The sequence below is a fragment of the Leptolyngbya sp. GGD genome (genome assembly GCF_026735145.1).
GTDB lineage: Bacteria > Cyanobacteriota > Cyanobacteriia > Leptolyngbyales > Leptolyngbyaceae > Leptolyngbya > Leptolyngbya boryana.
Map to the genome: position 1 here is coordinate 39,805 of NZ_JAPQKE010000008.1, position 17,353 is coordinate 57,157.

At 47.3% G+C, this 17,353-nt stretch carries 16 protein-coding genes; 7 read left to right on the forward strand and 9 right to left on the reverse strand.

Annotated features, from left to right (window positions below; all coding sequences use genetic code 11):
- Positions 1–63 precede the first annotated feature (63 nt).
- The 3 genes from mscL to rimI all read right to left on the reverse strand — a co-directional run bounded on the left by mscL (position 64) and on the right by rimI (position 3,956).
- Complete coding sequence (gene mscL, locus OU814_RS25925) at positions 64–474, reverse strand: large conductance mechanosensitive channel protein MscL (protein ID WP_268242576.1); 411 nt, start codon at positions 472–474, stop codon at positions 64–66.
- Between the two features lie 195 nt (positions 475–669).
- Complete coding sequence (locus OU814_RS25930; protein WP_017289117.1) at positions 670–3,138, reverse strand: ATP-dependent Clp protease ATP-binding subunit; 2,469 nt, start codon at positions 3,136–3,138, stop codon at positions 670–672.
- A 167-nt stretch (positions 3,139–3,305) separates the two neighbouring features.
- Complete coding sequence (gene rimI / locus OU814_RS25935; RefSeq protein WP_268242577.1) at positions 3,306–3,956, reverse strand: ribosomal protein S18-alanine N-acetyltransferase; 651 nt, start codon at positions 3,954–3,956, stop codon at positions 3,306–3,308.
- 374 nt (positions 3,957–4,330) lie between these two features.
- Between rimI and OU814_RS25940 the strand changes: the two genes are divergently transcribed.
- The gene (locus OU814_RS25940; RefSeq protein WP_268242578.1) at positions 4,331–5,077 is read left to right on the forward strand and encodes a DUF6683 family protein; all 747 of its coding nucleotides are present in this window, start codon (positions 4,331–4,333) and stop codon (positions 5,075–5,077) included.
- Here OU814_RS25940 and OU814_RS25945 read toward each other — a convergent pair.
- Complete coding sequence (locus OU814_RS25945) at positions 5,063–5,278, reverse strand: hypothetical protein (protein WP_268242579.1); 216 nt, start codon at positions 5,276–5,278, stop codon at positions 5,063–5,065. The genes OU814_RS25940 and OU814_RS25945 overlap by 15 nt on opposite strands.
- Positions 5,279–5,491: 213 nt before the next feature.
- On the opposite strand from OU814_RS25945, the gene OU814_RS25950 reads away from it, so the two are divergent.
- The gene (locus tag OU814_RS25950) at positions 5,492–5,935 is read left to right on the forward strand and encodes a GNAT family N-acetyltransferase (protein ID WP_268242580.1); all 444 of its coding nucleotides are present in this window, start codon (positions 5,492–5,494) and stop codon (positions 5,933–5,935) included.
- 105 nt (positions 5,936–6,040) lie between these two features.
- Here OU814_RS25950 and OU814_RS25955 read toward each other — a convergent pair whose 3' ends face one another.
- Entirely contained in the window at positions 6,041–6,259 is a 219-nt protein-coding gene (locus tag OU814_RS25955; RefSeq protein WP_242044781.1) for a DUF2281 domain-containing protein, read from the reverse strand.
- A 240-nt stretch (positions 6,260–6,499) separates the two neighbouring features.
- On the opposite strand from OU814_RS25955, the gene lysA reads away from it, so the two are divergent.
- From lysA to OU814_RS25980, 5 genes are all read left to right on the forward strand, one after another.
- Complete coding sequence (gene lysA, locus OU814_RS25960) at positions 6,500–7,879, forward strand: diaminopimelate decarboxylase (protein ID WP_268242581.1); 1,380 nt, start codon at positions 6,500–6,502, stop codon at positions 7,877–7,879.
- A gap of 78 nt (positions 7,880–7,957) precedes the next feature.
- Positions 7,958–8,929 (forward strand): diadenylate cyclase CdaA, encoded by a 972-nt coding sequence (gene cdaA, locus OU814_RS25965; protein WP_268242582.1) that lies wholly within the window; start codon positions 7,958–7,960, stop codon positions 8,927–8,929.
- Between the two features lie 57 nt (positions 8,930–8,986).
- Positions 8,987–9,748 (forward strand): isoprenyl transferase, encoded by a 762-nt coding sequence (locus OU814_RS25970; RefSeq protein WP_268242583.1) that lies wholly within the window; start codon positions 8,987–8,989, stop codon positions 9,746–9,748.
- Between the two features lie 26 nt (positions 9,749–9,774).
- On the forward strand, positions 9,775–10,515 hold the full coding sequence (locus tag OU814_RS25975) for a Uma2 family endonuclease (RefSeq protein ID WP_268242584.1): 741 nt from the start codon (positions 9,775–9,777) through the stop codon (positions 10,513–10,515).
- A 156-nt stretch (positions 10,516–10,671) separates the two neighbouring features.
- Positions 10,672–11,316 carry a hypothetical protein gene (locus tag OU814_RS25980; RefSeq protein ID WP_026148755.1) on the forward strand — a complete coding sequence of 215 codons (645 nt, stop codon included), beginning with the start codon at positions 10,672–10,674 and terminating at the stop codon, positions 11,314–11,316.
- A gap of 121 nt (positions 11,317–11,437) precedes the next feature.
- Here OU814_RS25980 and OU814_RS25985 read toward each other — a convergent pair whose 3' ends face one another.
- The 4 genes from OU814_RS25985 to OU814_RS26000 all read right to left on the reverse strand — a co-directional run bounded on the left by OU814_RS25985 (position 11,438) and on the right by OU814_RS26000 (position 17,262).
- Complete coding sequence (locus tag OU814_RS25985; RefSeq protein WP_268242585.1) at positions 11,438–12,724, reverse strand: glutamyl-tRNA reductase; 1,287 nt, start codon at positions 12,722–12,724, stop codon at positions 11,438–11,440.
- Between the two features lie 117 nt (positions 12,725–12,841).
- Positions 12,842–13,879, reverse strand: a complete 1,038-nt coding sequence (gene glpX / locus OU814_RS25990; protein WP_017289104.1) for a class II fructose-bisphosphatase — start codon at positions 13,877–13,879, stop codon at positions 12,842–12,844.
- A gap of 223 nt (positions 13,880–14,102) precedes the next feature.
- A complete protein-coding gene (locus OU814_RS25995; RefSeq protein ID WP_268242586.1) occupies positions 14,103–15,968 on the reverse strand; it encodes a CheR family methyltransferase in 1,866 nt (621 codons plus the stop codon).
- Between the two features lie 283 nt (positions 15,969–16,251).
- Positions 16,252–17,262, reverse strand: coding sequence for a chemotaxis protein CheB (locus OU814_RS26000; protein WP_268242587.1), 1,011 nt, complete (start codon positions 17,260–17,262; stop codon positions 16,252–16,254).
- Between the last annotated feature and the right edge of the window lie 91 nt (positions 17,263–17,353).

Here is a 17,353-nt window from a genome sequence, read left to right on the forward strand (position 1 = left end):
ACTTTAAAAAGAACGATCGCGATTCTCAAAAGTGAACTGCGATCGTTCAATCGTGAAATTCAATTAGTTCATTTTAGAAGCCAAACGATCGATCGCATTGGTCAAACGTTCTTGAGAAACTAACAGTGGATCGGGTGCCGCAGTTTCTTCGATCGCTTCTTGTCGGGAAAAACGTCGCTTTGCTTTCTCAAACGCGCGAATCATCAAGAAAATCGAAAGAGCAATCACTAGGAAATTGATAACCGATGCAAGAAAAACTCCATACTTGATGCCTTCATACGAAAGATTCTGCAAGCTATCGACTCGGGCAGCTTTCAGAGCAGGATTCAAAATTAACGGAGTAATAATATCCTCTACAAACGAAGTCACAATTTTGCCAAAAGCAGTACCAATAATGACTGCAACTGCAAGGTCAATAACATTTCCTTGCATGAGAAACTTCTGAAAATCAGCCCAAAAACTACTTCTTGCCATAAGTCAATTTATCCTCAACTTTCACACTAGAAATGACTCAATCTGCTAACTGAATCATTTTCTACTTTCGCGTATTATAAGACGAGAGTTATTGCAGTTTTTCAAGGATCTGATATTTCTTATAGTTAGCATCAAAAAAATAAAGCGGTAGAAAGAGTTGTCTTTCTACCGCTTTTACTATTCAAGAATTAGAACTTATTCGGCTGCTGGCAGCAATTCTCGCTCTTGACCGTGAAGTACCTTCACTTGTCCATTCTCATCTACGTCAACCGTCGCAATATCGCCATCTTTCACCCGTGCAGACAGAATCTCTTCTGCTAACGAGTCCTCAAGCAATCGCATAATGGCTCGACGGAGCGGACGTGCACCATAGCTCGGATTGTAGCCTTCATCAACGAGGCGATCTTTGAACCGCTCCGTGACTTGCAGCGTAATTCCTTGCTCTTTCAAACGCTTGAACACGTCGTTGAGCATGATGTCCGCGATCTCTTTGACTTCTGCCTTGTTCAACTGACGGAAGACGATAATTTCATCTAGTCGGTTCAAGAACTCAGGACGGAAGTATTGCTTCAGTTCTTCGTTCACCAAGGAGCGAATCCGGTTGTATTGCGATTCCGATTCGTTCTCGGTAGAGAACTCGAAACCAAGTCCACCGCCACCCTTCTCGATCACCTTAGAACCAATGTTCGAGGTCATGATCAAGAGTGTGTTCTTGAAGTCTACAGTGCGTCCCTTGGCATCGGTCAAACGACCATCTTCCAAGATTTGCAGCAGCATGTTGAACACGTCGGGGTGCGCTTTCTCGATTTCGTCGAAGAGCACAACGGTGTAAGGTCTACGACGAACCGCTTCAGTCAATTGACCACCTTCGTTGTAACCGACATATCCAGGAGGCGAACCGATCAGTTTAGAAACGGTGTGACGCTCCATGAACTCTGACATGTCGAGACGAATCATCGCTTCTTCAGATCCGAAGAAGTAAGCTGCTAAGGCTTTCGTCAATTCGGTTTTACCTACCCCAGTCGGTCCAGAGAAGATAAAGGACGCGATCGGGCGATTGGGATTCTTTAAGCCCACCCGTGCGCGGCGAATTGCACGCGATACTGCTTTCACCGCTTCATCTTGACCAATCAAGCGAGTGTGCAGCGTATCTTCCATGTGCAGCAGCTTCTCAGACTCAGATTCGGTGAGTTTGTTCACCGGAACGCCTGTCCAGGAGGCAACGATTTGCGCGATGTCATCTTCGCCGACGACCGGAGAAGCATTTTCATCGGTCGCTTCGGTTTTGCGGGTTTGAGCGATCGCTCTGATTTCCGCTTTGATCTCCATCTCGCGATCGCGCAGTTCACCTGCCCGGTCGAAATTCTGAGATCTGACTGCATCATCTTTGTCTTTCAGGACTTGACGCAGTTCGCGATCGAGTTCTTTTGCTGCGGGCGGCAATTGAGAATTAATCAACCGCACGCGTGACCCTGCTTCGTCGATCAAGTCGATCGCTTTATCCGGCAAGAATCGATCTGAGATATAGCGATCGGATAGCTTCGCGGCTGCTTCTAGCGCTTCATCTGAAATTTTCAGCTTGTGGTGCTGCTCATAACGTTCGCGTAAGCCTCGGAGGATCTCGATCGTTTCATCGACCGAAGGTTCACCCACCATGACAGGCTGGAAGCGGCGTTCGAGCGCTGCATCGCGTTCAATGTGCTTCCGATACTCATCGAGCGTCGTTGCACCAATACATTGCAGTTCACCTCGGGCAAGGGCTGGCTTCAGAATGTTGGCAGCGTCGATCGCGCCTTCTGCCGCGCCTGCACCGATTAAGGTATGAACTTCGTCAATGACCAGGATGACATTTCCGGCAGAGCGGATTTCATCCATGATTTTTTTCAAGCGTTCCTCGAATTCGCCTCGGTACTTGGTTCCTGCCACGAGTAGACCGATATCGAGGGTGACGACGCGCTTATCTTCTAAGATGTCAGGAACGTCATCATTGGCAATCCGTTGAGCGAGTCCTTCAGCGATCGCGGTTTTACCCACCCCAGGCTCACCAATTAACACGGGGTTGTTCTTCGTCCGACGACCCAGGATTTGAATGACTCGTTCGATTTCTTTTTGGCGACCGACCACGGGATCGAGTTTGCCTTCGGCTGCCATCTGCGTCAGATTCGAGCCGAATTCGTCTAAGGTCGGGGTTTTGGTGCGACCTTGGCTACCACCCGAAGTGACTTCGGCGGTTTCGCCTAACATCCGAATAACTTGAGTACGAACTTTCGAGAGGTCAACGCCTAGATTCTCTAACACCCTGGCGGCAACGCCTTCACCTTCTCGAATTAATCCTAAGAGCAGGTGTTCGGTTCCAATATAATTGTGACCGAGTTGGCGAGCCTCCTCAAGCGAGAGTTCCAAAACGCGCTTTGCCCGTGGGGTAAACGGAATTTCCACTGCCACAAAGCCGGAACCGCGACCAATGATCTTCTCAACTTCAATCCGAGCGTCCTTGAGGTTCACTCCCATCGATTTGAGAACTTTGGCAGCGACACCCGTTCCTTCTCCAATCAGACCCAGGAGGATCTGCTCTGTACCCACAAAGTTATGACCCAAGCGGCGTGCTTCCTCTTGGGCTAACATAATCACCTTAATGGCTTTTTCTGTGAAGCGTTCAAACATGGCGTATTTCCATTCACCTGCTGCGTAGGTCTGATTCTAGCATAGCCGAACTCTCCGGTTACGGAGTTCCGAAACAGGCAAATGGGAGGATTACCGAACGAAATCCTGCCGTTAGAATGAATTGAAATTGTGTGATTTACTACCAAAGGCAGATTGTTATCGAATCTTTAGGGAGAAGTCAAGCTGATTTTTTTCAGGTTCAGCAAAGCTTCAGGATCGCTGAGTGTCCATTGTTGCTGGTGGAGTCGATCGCGAATTTGTTGCCACTTTTCCTTTAGAGAATCCTCGAATTCTGCTGTTTGTAGTTGACCACGCCAGAGAATTAAGGCATTTTCGCCCGTATCAGTGTAGTAATTCTTACGCTGACCTGCAACTTTAAACTGGAACTTTTCGTATAAAGAGATTGCAGCCTCATTAGAAATTCTAACTTCTAACGTAGCGTGTTTCATTTGGCGTTGACGCGCCCGCTCGAGCAATGCCAGTAAGATCAATTGTCCAAATCCCTGATGTTGATAATCGGGATGAATCGCGAGAATGGTAATGTGCGCTTCGTCTACGATCGCCCAGAAACATCCATAGCCAATTAAATGATCCCCAGATAAGAGCGCGATTAATTCACTATTTGGGCTGTCTACTTCTCGCTGATATCCTTCGATCGTCCAGAGTCCATTGAAGCAAATTTGATCCAGTTCGAGGACTTTGGGGAGGAGCGGGTGGTCGATTGTCTGTAGCGTAATGGAATTCACAGGGATAGGATGAACAGAACGAATCTGATTGTATCGAAGTGCGATCGATATGAGAAAATTTTGATCACTCACGATGTGGGCTTGAGAGATGCTTGAGGCAAGACTTTCAACTCGCGAATGGAGATTTTAAGGGTAGCATTGCCAGAAGCATGAGAGCTTTTGAAATCAGGTGAAGCACGGGTTGAAATTAGCAGCAATTAGACAAGTTGATGAGATCGCGTCAACGCTGATTGGTAAATGAGAAGATGCGATAACTCATCATTGTTTACTGTATAAATTACTCCTAGACACTCGTTCTAGAAAAGTTTAGACTGGATCTTTCCTCAGCTAAGGAAATTATGTGAAGGCAAAAGTTTTAAGCCTTCTATGCGATCGTTTTGGCGCAGGGTGCTGTAATGCTCAAGTTCTCAACTGTGTAAACTTCAAGACCCATAACAGAAGAACCGATGAACCCATCCATTCGTGCCATCCTCATGACCTTCTTCATCACTGCTAGCTTTGGTAGCCCGGCTTCGGCTCAGTTTGGCGCACCTAGCAGTCTCAGCTTCAGCAACATGAATGCCTACCTCAGCATCCAGAAAAATGCTGCAATGGTTCGTGAAACTCAGACACGACTTGATGGCATCAATCGGCGCAATAACAGTAACCAAAGTGCTCAAACCACTGCCCGTGCTCAAGCTCAAACCGCCCCACAAACAAGCTTTAGCTCCAGTCCGCAACGCCTGCTGGTGACGCAGTTTTCTCAGAGCTTGAGCAACGACCCCACTATAGTAAGTCAGTTGAACGAAACCTTTATCGGGGGCTTCACTGCCTTCGAGCAAGAAGCCCAACGTCTGGGTCGCCCTAACAATGTCGCGATGGCATTCACCTACTTGGTAGGGGTTTGCTACATGGTGCATTACGGCGAGGAACCTAGTGAAACTGCGCTGATGAATCTCCAAGCTAACGTCGATGCTGCCTTCGGGTCTTCGGCAACTTTCAAAGCACTGAACAGCCAAGAGCGTCAAAAGCTCTATGAAACCTTTGTTCTGATGGCGACTCTGCCTCTAGCGGGCTATACAGTAGCAACCGAGGAAAAAGACCAAGAATTGCTCGAAACCTACCGTTCGATCGCTGGAGTTTCTCTCGAAACTGCTTTGGGAGTGCGCCCAGATCGGTTGCGATTTACGGCGACAGGGTTAGAACTGCGCTAAAGAACAAATCTGATACAAAACGGTCACGCTATATCCGATCGAGCGATCCCCAGATAAGAGTGCGATTAATTCACGATTGAGGCTGTCTACTTCTCGGTGATACCCTGCGATTGCCCAAAGTCCATTGAAACAAACTTGATCCAGTTCGAGGACTTTGGGGAGGAGCGGGTGGTCGATCGTTTGAAGCGTGATGGAATTCACAGAGATAGCGCATAGACGGACGGATCTGATTGTATCGAAGTCAAGTCGATCGAGATGAAAGAACCTATGAATCTCTGAGGCTGTATCCAGAATCAATCAAGCTGTTACCGTTTGAGCTAGCATCAATCCAATCTGAAATCGCAACGATTTGAATGAAATCGCATGAAAATTCGGAATGTGCAGCCCAGTGACTATCAATCCATTATTTGTGTTGTGAATGAATGGTGGGGCGGCAGACAGATGAGAGATATGCTCCCTAAGCTCTTTTTTGTTCACTTTTGTGAGACAAGTTTCATCGCAGAAATTGATCAAAAAATTATTGGTTTTTTAATTGGCTTCTTATCGCAGAGTCACTCGGAAGAAGCATATATTCACTTTGTTGGAATTCACCCGGATTTTAGAAAGCAAGGTGTAGGAAGTGCTTTGTATCAACAGTTCTTTCAAGTGGTGCAAAGGTTTGAGCGGGTTCGAGTTAGGTGTGTAACTTCCCCGGTTAATCAAGACTCGATCGCTTATCATCTACGCTTGGGATTTGAAGCTGAACCTAGTCATGCTGAGAGAAATGGAGTGCCTTTCCATCCAGATTACGATGGCTCAGGAGAAGATAGGGTTTTATTTATCAAGCAACTATCAGAAATTAATAGGCTGGTAATCTGACACAAAATCTAGATCGTTATCTTGAATGTGGCTAGAACTTAGCGGGTCGCCGTTTTGCATTTGTCAAATCCGAGAACGGAAACGGCACGATCACCACATCGCCCTTTACAAATCTTGCCAAGCTTCGCCCTCCTCCGGTCTAAGCCAGTCCTTCGCGAGAACTGTCTCACTCATCTCACTGATTTCAAGTTTGTTCCGCAAATGTTTTGATTTCAGAAATTGAACAAAATCTAGAACTTCTTCGAGCAAGAAATCAGGGATCTCGTCAATTTCATGCAGCAATTGTTCTTTCGCTTGCATAGAGGTAATTGCAGTAGGCTTCATTTCACTCTACACAGAAGCGTGTGAGTTAATACGATCGACCCAATCGCACCTCGAAATTTCAGACTGAGAAGCGATCGACGAATTACAGCGACTTAATTTGGAGTGCAATCAATCTGGAATAGAGACGATCGATCAATCTGCAATCAGAAATTACTCTTAAATCCAAAGCCCTCAATTGTAAACTGGTAGATACTGCAAAAAAAGCTAGCTACAACACCTGCCAGCATTGAGGACTCACGCATGGTATCGACTCCGATTGCAACGACCGCTTCTGGTCGTCAATATCTCCCAAATTCCGGTTCCGATCGCTCTCCCAATCAATTTCTCATGCCCCTGACCGCGAAGGTCAACGATCGCGATCATCTCGAAGTCGGCGGCTGTGACTTGACTGAACTGGTCAAACATTTCGGCTCTCCGCTCTACGTTTTAGATGAAACAGGTTTGCGAATGGCTTGCCAACAATATCGCGATGCGTTTCGCCGCTACTATCCCGCAGAGACGCAGGTGTTGTACGCCTCAAAAGCTTGGAACTGTTTGGCAGTCTGCTCGATCGTCTCTCAGGAAGGACTGGGGATCGATGTGGCAACCGGAGGCGAACTTTATACGGCACTACAAGTTGGAGCCGATCCAAGCAAGATTTATCTGCACGGAAATAACAAGTCGATCGCTGAATTAGAATATGCCGTGAAATCCGGTTGCACGATCGTTGTTGACAATCAGCTTGAACTACAACGATTGGCGCAGATGAATGCTGAGCGTCCGATCCGAGTCATGCTGAGAATTACACCCGGATTAGATTGCCATACGCATGAATACATTCGCACCGGACACTTAGACAGCAAATTTGGCTTTGATCCCAATCAAGTCGAAGACATTTTCCAGTTCATCAGTCAGAATTCAAATCTTGAATTAACTGGCTTGCACGCTCATATCGGTTCGCAGATTTTTGAACTGCAAGCGCATCGCGATTTGCCCAGCGTCATGCTGCAATGGGTGAAGAAAGCTGCTCAATACGGTTTGAATGTTCCCGAAGTGAATATTGGTGGCGGTTTAGGGATTTGCTACAACGAAAGCGATGATCCACCTAGCATTGATGAATGGGTGAAGATTGTTGCAGAATCGATGGTCAAAGCCTGTGAAGCAGAAAATATGCCGCTGCCGAAATTGCTCTGTGAACCAGGTCGATCGCTGATTGGGTCTTCTTGCATCACAGCTTACACAGTCGGTGGACGCAAAACTGTGCCGGGAATTCGCACTTATATTAGTGTCGATGGCGGCATGTCAGATAATCCGAGACCGATCACCTATCAGTCCATCTGTCGTGCAGTGGTTGCGAATCGGATGTCTGCTGAGCCAAAAGAGACAGTCACGATCGCTGGAAAACACTGTGAATCCGGAGATGTCTTAATCAAAGATATTTCGCTGCCTCAAACACAACCGGGAGATATTCTCGTCGTGATGGCAACGGGAGCCTACAATTACAGCATGGCATCGAACTACAATCGGTTGACTCGTCCGGCAGCAGTTCTCGTGTATGAAGGAGAAGCGAGCATTATCCTCGAACGAGAAACTTATGCCGACTTGATTCGCAACGATCGCGTCCCGGATAGATTGAAATAAAGCAGGATGAAGGATAAAGGGTGAGGATGAGCAGAGATGGAAATTCAATTGCAAGTCTCCCCTCTAAGCTTGTATACAATGACCCAAGCCCTTAGTCTCTTACTCTTTATTCCTTCTGCTTTGACCTCCCTACTCAAGTTCGTTTTTGAAAATCTCCGATTTCTCGTTGATGTCGGGTTAGTCTTGGCGCTGACCTACGTGATGCTCGTGATCATCGGACGAGAAAGACGTACCCTCTGGATGGTGCGGGGGTTTATTATTTTGATGCTCGCGGCGGCGGTGAGCCGTCGCATGGATTTAGCCTTGCTGAGTTTTGTCCTCAATAATCTGGTGGTTGGGGCAGCCGTAGCAATGGCGTTTATTCTTCAATCTGAGTTCCGCCGATTTCTTGAGCAATTGGGACGAGGAGAAATCGCGCAACTTTTTCAGCCGTCCAATCGAAATTTACCCAGTTCAGATAGTGTGACCGATGAGATTGTCGAAGCGGTGAAAGGACTGTCTCAAAACCGCACTGGAGCTTTAATTATTATCGAGACCGGAACTGCGATCGACGAACGAGATTTCTCAGTTCCGGGTGTTAAACTGAATGCCGAAATCTCTAAAGAACTTCTACAAACGATCTTTCAAACTACGACACTTTTACACGATGGAGCTGTTTTAATTCGAGGGTCTCGCGTGATTGCCGCCGGGGTAATTTTGCCGCTATCGGAAAAGACAGCATCTCGGCAACTTGGGACTCGGCACCGGGCTGCCATGGGCATTACTGAGAAATTAGAAAATTGTATTTGTGTCGTCGTTTCTGAAGAAACCGGGTCGATTTCGCTGGCTGAACGCGGAATGTTAAATCGTCCCTTAACCAGCAGTAAACTAAAGGAGCTTCTAGAAGAACGGTTTTCACAGTCGGGCGATCGCGAACCTGTCACGCGCGATCTGAAAAGTCTCGGTCGTCAATTCCGAACAAAGGCAGTATTCTTATTCTCGCGTTTATTTAACGAAGGTAGTTTAAAAGACCGCCGGATTCGGAATGAACGTAAGCGAGGCGACTCTTAATTCTGCTAAAACCAAGTTGACTTTAACCCCTTTTATCGGCGTTCCCCCGAAACCACAATGACTGCCAAGCACAAAATTTTACAAGATTTACCTGCTGATCTAGACCGCAATCGCTTGCCCCGCCACGTCGCGGTGATTATGGATGGAAATGGACGGTGGGCAAAACGGCAGGGTAGACCTCGAATTATGGGGCATCGACGTGGTGTAGATGTGCTGAAAGATTTACTTCGCTGCTGTCGCGATTGGGGAATTGAAGCCTTAACGGCTTATGCATTCTCAACTGAGAATTGGGGACGCCCACTCGAAGAAGTGGAATTCTTGATGACTTTATTTGAGCGAGTCTTGCGGCAAGAGCTGCGTGAAATGAAGGAAGAAAATGTCCGGATTCAATTTGTTGGGAATTTGGATGCGCTGCCCACGAGTTTGCAGGCGGAGATCGAACGGGCGGTTTTAGAAACGAAAGATAATCCGGGAATTCGGTTTACGGTCGCAACGAATTACGGGGGACGGCAGGAGATTATTAAGGCATGTCGCTTGATCGCCACTCAAATCCAACAAGGTTTGATTCAGCCAGATGATATTGATGAGAGCTTATTTGAGCGGCATTTGTATACTGCGGGAATTTGCGATCCGGATCTGATGATTCGGACTAGTGGCGAAATGCGGCTCAGTAATTTCTTGCTCTGGCAAGCCGCTTATGCAGAGTTGTATGTAACCGATACTTTATGGCCTGACTTCGATCGAGCTGAATTTCATCAAGCTCTAATCTCTTATCAGCAACGTGAAAGACGATTCGGCAAGGTTGGGAAGAAACTTTAGGATCAAGGTAGCGCTGAAGCATCCTAATGTTTAAGTACAACCCTTCTCATAAATATCTCTCGTCTGAAGAGTTGCCAGATTCAAGAGATGAGCCTGTTAGTGAACTTCAAGCGACAATTCCCAGATTGCTGAAAGAATCTTTGGGTGATTTGTGGTCTGATCGGTTTGATTGGTTCTTTGGCATTCGTATGGGAATTTATTACGATCCAGAAGAACCTGCGATCGTGCCGGACGGATTTCTCAGTTTGGGAGTTGAGCGGTTTATCGATGAAGATTTGCGGCTCAGTTATCCCTTGTGGGAAGAAGGTGTCGTTCCAATTTTTGTTTTAGAAGTCGTTTCGCAGAATTACCGAGGTGAATACAGCACTAAAAAACTCATGTATCAGGAAATGGGGGTGCTGTATTACGTCGTATATTCCAGCCGCCGCCGTCGCAAGCCACCGCTTGAAGTTTATAAATTAGTCAATGGCGAATATATGTTGCTTTCGACCCAATCTCCTTGTTGGATGCCGGAAATCGGTTTAGGGATTGGGCGAGAGCGTGCAACTTATCTGGGCATTGAGCGGGAATGGGTCTTTTGGTACAACGAGCAAGGCGATCGTTATCTTCTCCCGGATGAGCGGACAGAATTAGCACAACGCCAAGCTGAAGCTGCACAACGCCAAGCTGAAATTGCACAACGCCAAGCTGAAGCTGCACAACAACAACTTGAACAATTACGAGAACAGCTACGCAGTCGTGGAATTGATCCGGATACGCTTGGATAGTTGAGCGATCGTGATTTTTTCGCGATCGCGCTCTTGATCCGGCTACGCTCTAAACTGCGGACAAACTACCCAACTGGGCACTGTGGATCACAGATCGTGACTGACACAATGAATTCAAAAGCACCGATGCTTTAATTCATGATTCAGGAGAACGTAATGCCCTCTTCCGTATTTTCAGTCGATCGCGGTTCGATGACGAAAATTCCGTCTCATTTGAAAGACCGTCTCTCATCTGAAGCCGTGAAACGACTGGCTGCCCCCAAAGTCGAAGTTTGGTTTACTGGATTTCAATGTTTAGAAGAATCGAATGAATGGTCGGATAGTGATGAGCCTTATATGTTTCTAGGCGTTTCTTCTTCTGATCAAGCGCAAACACCTTATGAAACAGGTGTAATTGAAGTGGACGAAGGCGATGTCATTCGATCTGCAATCCGCCTGTATTCAGGATCTGCAAGAGACTTGATTTTAGCAGCAGTCATTCGAGAAAACGATGAAGGTGATCCTCATGCTTTCTCTGCAACATTTAAATCAATTTTGGATGCAGGGAATAGTGCGCTCAACAGTCAAACTGGGGTGTCTGTGCCAGAAACGGTAGAAATGTTTATTGCGAATAAGTTAAGTGAGCTAGTCGGCGCAGGGGATGATGATGTCGGCAGACGAGCGGAGCTTTTTACAAAAGAGCGCTTGATTCAGCTTGCAAATCAAGGGGAAGGGGGTGATCCAATCGCTGATTTCACTTGGGAAATGGGCAGCCCATCTGAGGGACGCTACCGACTCTACTTCTTTGTACGTCGCATCTAGTTTCTGCGCTGGACGGGTTTCTCGACTTAAAGCAAGTGATACCAAATCAATCTGTCGCAATGAAAAAAACAATTTGGTATCACTTTCCCAAAATGCGATCGTATATGATCGCTCCCAGAGTCTAAACTCTTGCCTGCGGACTCTCTAAATTGAACAGCAGTTCCAAAGTCTCCATCGCTTGTCGCCGCGCCTCAATATCCTGCTGCGCTCGCAATTGAACCATCGGATCGTGCAAAATTTTATTCACAATCCCTTTGGTCAAGGCTTCAATCACCTCGCGATGTCGATCGCCAAATTCTGTCCCTAGTCTCGATAAGGCTTTCTCTAGTTCCTGTGCCCGAATCGCTTCAACTTTGTCTCGCAAACAGCTAATCGTCGAAACGGTTTCGAGCGATCGCCACCATGCTTGAAACGTTTCTACTTCTTCTTCGAGCAGTGCTTCTGCTTCCATCGCCATCTGCCGACGACTTTCCTGATTTTGGGCGACCACCGCTTTCAAATCATCGACGTTAAATGCTCGTACCATCGGCAATTCATTGACATCTGCGGCAACGTTTCGCGGAACCGCAATATCAATCACCATTAAAGGCTGGTTTGCGTCCAAAACAGGTTCGAGATTGGCACGATCGAGAATCGGCTCGGTCGAAGACGTACTGGTAAACACAATGTCAGATTGTGCGATCGCATCCATCATGTCTTCGATCGGCAGCAATCTCAAATGAGCATCCGGGAACATATTCGCAAGTTCGCGGGCGCGATTCATCGATCGATTCAAAATCACAATGTTATTCGCGCCTTTCGACAGTAGGTGCTGCACCAACAATCGAGACATCTTCCCTGCCCCGATAATCGTGACGCGCTGATCTGCTAGCGAATCGACTTTCATTTGCGCCAATTCAACGGCTGCGGAGCTAATTGAAACTGCTCCAGTTCCAATGCTCGTCTCAGTCCGAACTCGTTTTCCAGCGCTAATTCCTTGCTTAAAGAGTTGATTTAGAATTCGACCAATGCCTTGATGTTGCTGACCAAGTTTGTGGCATTGTTTCACCTGTGCCAAAATCTGCCCTTCACCCAAAACCAGACTATCGAGACCCGCCGATACTCGCATCAAGTGCATGACTGCATCCTGATGTAACAGCGTGAACAGATAAGGACGCAAGCGAGCACTGGGCAATTTACTATGTTCTGATAAAAATTGATTGACTTCTCGAATACCTTGCTCAGTCTCAGAAGTGACTAAATAAAGTTCCAAGCGATTACAAGTACTGAGAACTGCGACTTCTTCAATGTGGGGATAGCTACACAGTTGTGCGATCGCTTTATCGCAAACAGGTTCCGGGATACTTAGCTTCTCACGAACCTCAACTGGAGCAGTTTTGTGAGTTAGCCCAACAACAGCAATGTTCATATTAAAAAGCGCTCTGATAAATCGGAAGGGTGAAGGGAAGAGTGGGGAGTGGGGAGTGGGGAGTGGGGAGCAAGAATGCTTTTACCCCCTACTCCCTACTCCCCACTCCCTACCTTCTTAGTGCAACTGAACAATCTTCGGCTGGTCAAACATGTGAATCGTGTCCACAAACCGTGCCGTCTTCGATTGGCTAGAGATAACCAGGGTTTGGGTTCTCGCGCCGCCTTTGAAGAACCGAACACCGTTCATGATGTTGCCGGGAGTGATACCTGTTCCAGCAAACAACACGGTTTCACCGGATGCAAGTTCTTCAGCGGTGTAAACCTTATCAGGGTCAGTGATGCCCATTTCTTTGAGGCGAGCAATATTTGCTTCTTTGCTCTCTCCGATCAATCCGGTTTTGACGACTTCTGGATCGTAGATCAATTGTCCCTGGAAGTGTGCGCCGAGACAACGCAGAGCCGCAGCCGAAATTACACCTTCAGGAGCCGCACCAATTCCCATCAGGGCGTGAATATTGGTTCCAGCGAAACCGCAGTTAATTGCTGCGCCTACGTCACCATCGCTGATGAGTTGAACGCGCGCGCCTGCGTCACGGATTTCTTTGATCAAGTCATTGTGACGATCGCGTTTCATGACGACGACCACCAGTTCATCGATCGAGCGATCGAGGCATTCAGACAAGATTTTCAGGTTTTCGGTGGCTGACTTGTTGATGTCAACTTTACCTTTTGCAGCAGGAGGAGCCGCAAGCTTCTTCATATAGAAGTCGGGAGCTGCAAACAATCCGCCTTTCTCGGAGATTGCTAGAACTGCCATCGAACCTGGCTGACCATATGCACAAAGGTTTGTGCCTTCGCAGGGGTCAACAGCGATATCGATTTCGATCAACTCTTCGATGTTGCAAAAATCTGCTGCATCAGGACGAGAACAAATTCCGACTTCTTCTCCGATGTAGAGCATCGGCGCATCGTCACGTTCCCCTTCTCCAATCACGATCCGACCACGCATGTAAATTTTGTTCATGCGTTCGCGCATCGCTTCTACTGCAACTCGATCGGCTTCATTTTTGTCGCCTTTCCCCATGAGGCGTGCCGAGGCAATTGCCGCCTGTTCTACGACTTCAATAATCTCTAAACCAAGCGTGTTTTCCACGAAATAAGTCCTCCAACTGCTGATTAGTCGCCGTTTTCATGGGCAATCTCAGTTATCAATCCTACCAAATGGCGGTCTTTCAAAGTGCGATCGGGGATCTATTAAGTTTTGCTGCGATAAACTGAGAGATTTTAGAGCAATGGATTCGCGCTCTAAGATGCTTGTGAGGTTATTTCTCTGATGGAGCTAATCCTCTGGATACTGACGCATCGAACCCTCATCCTCAGGAGCCAACCCCCTCATTTTTCCATTCTTCCATCAGCAAAATTACGCCCTGAGTTGTGCCTTCACTTCTGACCAATGGAGTGCAAGTGACATGACATTGAATGCTGCGTCCCCGACGATTAACCGATGTCAGCATCAGATCGATTGTGCCCTCAGACAATCCCAACAGACAGTCCCGAATCGGTTGGCATAGCGCTTCGACAGGCAGCCCAATATCGAGATTGAGAAAATTCTGCCCGATCGCTTCTTCAGGGCGCATGCCCCAGAGATCCTCGGCTTTGTGATTCCAGATCTGAACACGCAAGTCTCGATCGACGACGACCACTCCACCTTTCAAGCTTTTGAGGATTGATTCTAGAAAGGCATGGCTTTGATTTAGTTCTTCGCTGCGACGTTGAAGTTCTTTGTTGACGGTTTGGAGTTCTTCATTGGTTGATTGAAGCTCCTCGTTCATCGTTTCGAGTTCTTCGTTGGTCGATTGCAGTTCTTCGTTGGTTGTTTCTAATTCTTCATTGCTCGATTGCAGTTCTTCATTTGTCGTTTCTAATTCCTCATTGGTCGATTGCAGTTCTTCGTACGCTGTCTCCAATTCTTGATTCGAGTGTTCGAGTTCTTCCTGCAACCGTTTGTATCGCGTCACATCAGTAAAGCTGACACTGACACCAAGAATATTGTCCGACGGATCAATTAAAGGCGTGATTTGCACGTCTAGATAGATCAGTTCACGGGCGGTTTGCCATTCGACATTGCAAAGAGTCACCGATCGACGATCGATATAAACTTGCTCGATACACGATCGGAGTTCGACCGGGCGGTAGGAAATTTCTAAGTCCTGGATCGGGCGATCGATATCTCGAAGACTAATGCCAAACAGCGATCGAGCACGTTCATTGACCAAGGCAAGAAAACCAGCCGCATCGATCACTAGCCTCGCAAGGGGCGCAGTTTCAAATACTGAGTCACGGAGTCGCGCATAGCTCGGTAAGAAGTTGAACGCTTCATCTTGAGTCGGTTGACTGGTTGCTACAGGTCGATGTGCAAAAGTTGCTCTGGGCACTTTTGAGAAGATGCGATGTTTCAACTGAACTGGGGCAAACGTGCTCGTATGAGACAGCAGCATTTCAGCTTTACCCAAAAACAGAAAGCCACTCTCTCGCAGAGAAAAGTGAAATCGAGTCAGAATCTTCGCCTGAGTTTCGGCATTGAGATACATCAACGTATTCCGACAGATGAGCAAATCAATTCTGGAAATGGGCGCGTCATGAATCAGATCATGTCGTCCAAAAATCACAGATTGCCGTAAGTCTTTGCGAAAGACATAGAGAGCATCGGACTGCTCAAAGAAGTGCTCGATCTGTTCAGGAGTCAATTCAGTCAGTTCACTATTAGAATAGCTAGCCTGACGTGCTTGATTGAGCGCGTCTTCATCAACATCTGTAGCGTAAATTTTGACGCGATCGCGAAACGGTTTAATGCCTAAAACTTCTGCCAGCAAAATTGCGATCGTGTAGGCTTCCTGACCCGAGGCACAGCCCGCTGTCCAAATACGAATCGGGTCAGTTGGATCTTTCTGAGCCAGAATTTGCGGAACAATCTCGCTGCGAATGCAATCCCAAGCAGGTCGATCGCGGAAAAAGCAAGTGACATTGATCAGCAGTGTATTAAATAATTGCTCGAACTCTTCAGGATGAACTTCGAGATAATCTAAATAGTTACTATATCCTTCGACTCCGACTGTCTGCATTGCTTTGTGAATGCGACGCACTAAGCTGGGGCGCTTGTAGCCTGTAAAGTCAAAGCCACGGCTCTGTTTGATGTAGTCCAGCAGTGCTTCGAGTTCAATATTAGTTTGATGGTCTTCCACTTGATTTGTCCTTGTACGCCTGCGGCGTTTTTGTGGGTCATAACGTTAACGTTGCTAGACTTGCATTTGAAGGTTTTTTTGAGATCGATTCTGTCCGCACTGGAATTTGAATCCGGATTGAACGGTGCGCGAACCCCTTTGAATAAAGATTAAAGTTCTCAATCCGGCTGTCACTCTCGCTCAAGGGACTTCGCGCTGTAGAGATTGTGAATTCTATTCACGGGCAGGAGGACATCAGAAACGAAATGCTCAAGCATGGTCTTGAGGGCAAGATCTGCTGAGCCTAATCGATTTCCTCTGGGTGAGGCTGCAACTCAATCTGCTGAGACAAGACCTGTTTCAACACTGCCGCATGATTTTCCGCTTCTGCTGCTCGTTCCAGAAATTGTGCTTCTGACATGGAGTAATTCGATCGCTTCGCTTGTGCTGCCATGCGCCGTGCCAGTGCCGCTTTTTCTTCTAAGGCACGATGGGCTGTCCAAAGCGCTCGTTCTAAACTGTTGTCTTTTTCCGAGAGCAAGCTATCGATCGAATAAGCATGACCCACATGACAGCGATATCGCATCAAATTTTGATCATGCAACTCCCACAGCACACCACCACAGTCAGGACAGGTAAAGGTAGATGCTAATCCTGTTCGCTCTCCTCGCTCGCTCGCAGCTTTTTCCTGTGCTACCCACTCCCTTTCATGCGAAATTTCGTCAGTCATCGGCTTTTGCTCATGGATAGGTGTGAGGGAAAGCTCGATTAATCGCTTTGCAATGTCTCTGACCCTCAAAATTTCGTCTACTTCTACCGCATTGATTGCGCTGAGCGGCATTCCAGCAAATAAGGCTTCATTTGGATCTTGTACGATCGCAATGCCGCCACGAGCTTTAATGGTCAACAGTCCAGCCGTCCCATCGTCTAGCGTTCCAGTTAAGATGACTCCAATTGCCTGCCGACCGTAAGCATACGCGATCGAGCGAAACAATGTATCGATCGCAGGGCGATGTCCATTTTCCCGCGCACCGTGATCAAGATGAATGTGACCCTGCCGAACGAATAAATGATGGTCAGGAGGTGCAATGTAAATTTGTCCGGGTGCGATCGCGTCTCCTTCTGCTGGATGCTGTGCAGGAAGCGTCTTGAGGCGATTGAGAATTTGGGGAAGAACACTAGTTGCACGAGGAGGGAAATGGATCGCCACAAAGATCGCTGCATCTAAATCGCTCGGGAGTTGACTCACTAAGTTCGACAGCGTTTCGACTCCACCTGCCGAAGCCCCGATCGCAATAATATTAGGTTTAGTCATAGCTCCTTCTGATCAGTGATCAAGAGAGATGCGATCGCGGATTGTTTAGAAATTCAATGCTGTCCCGCACTAGCTTCAAAGTCCGGTGTTA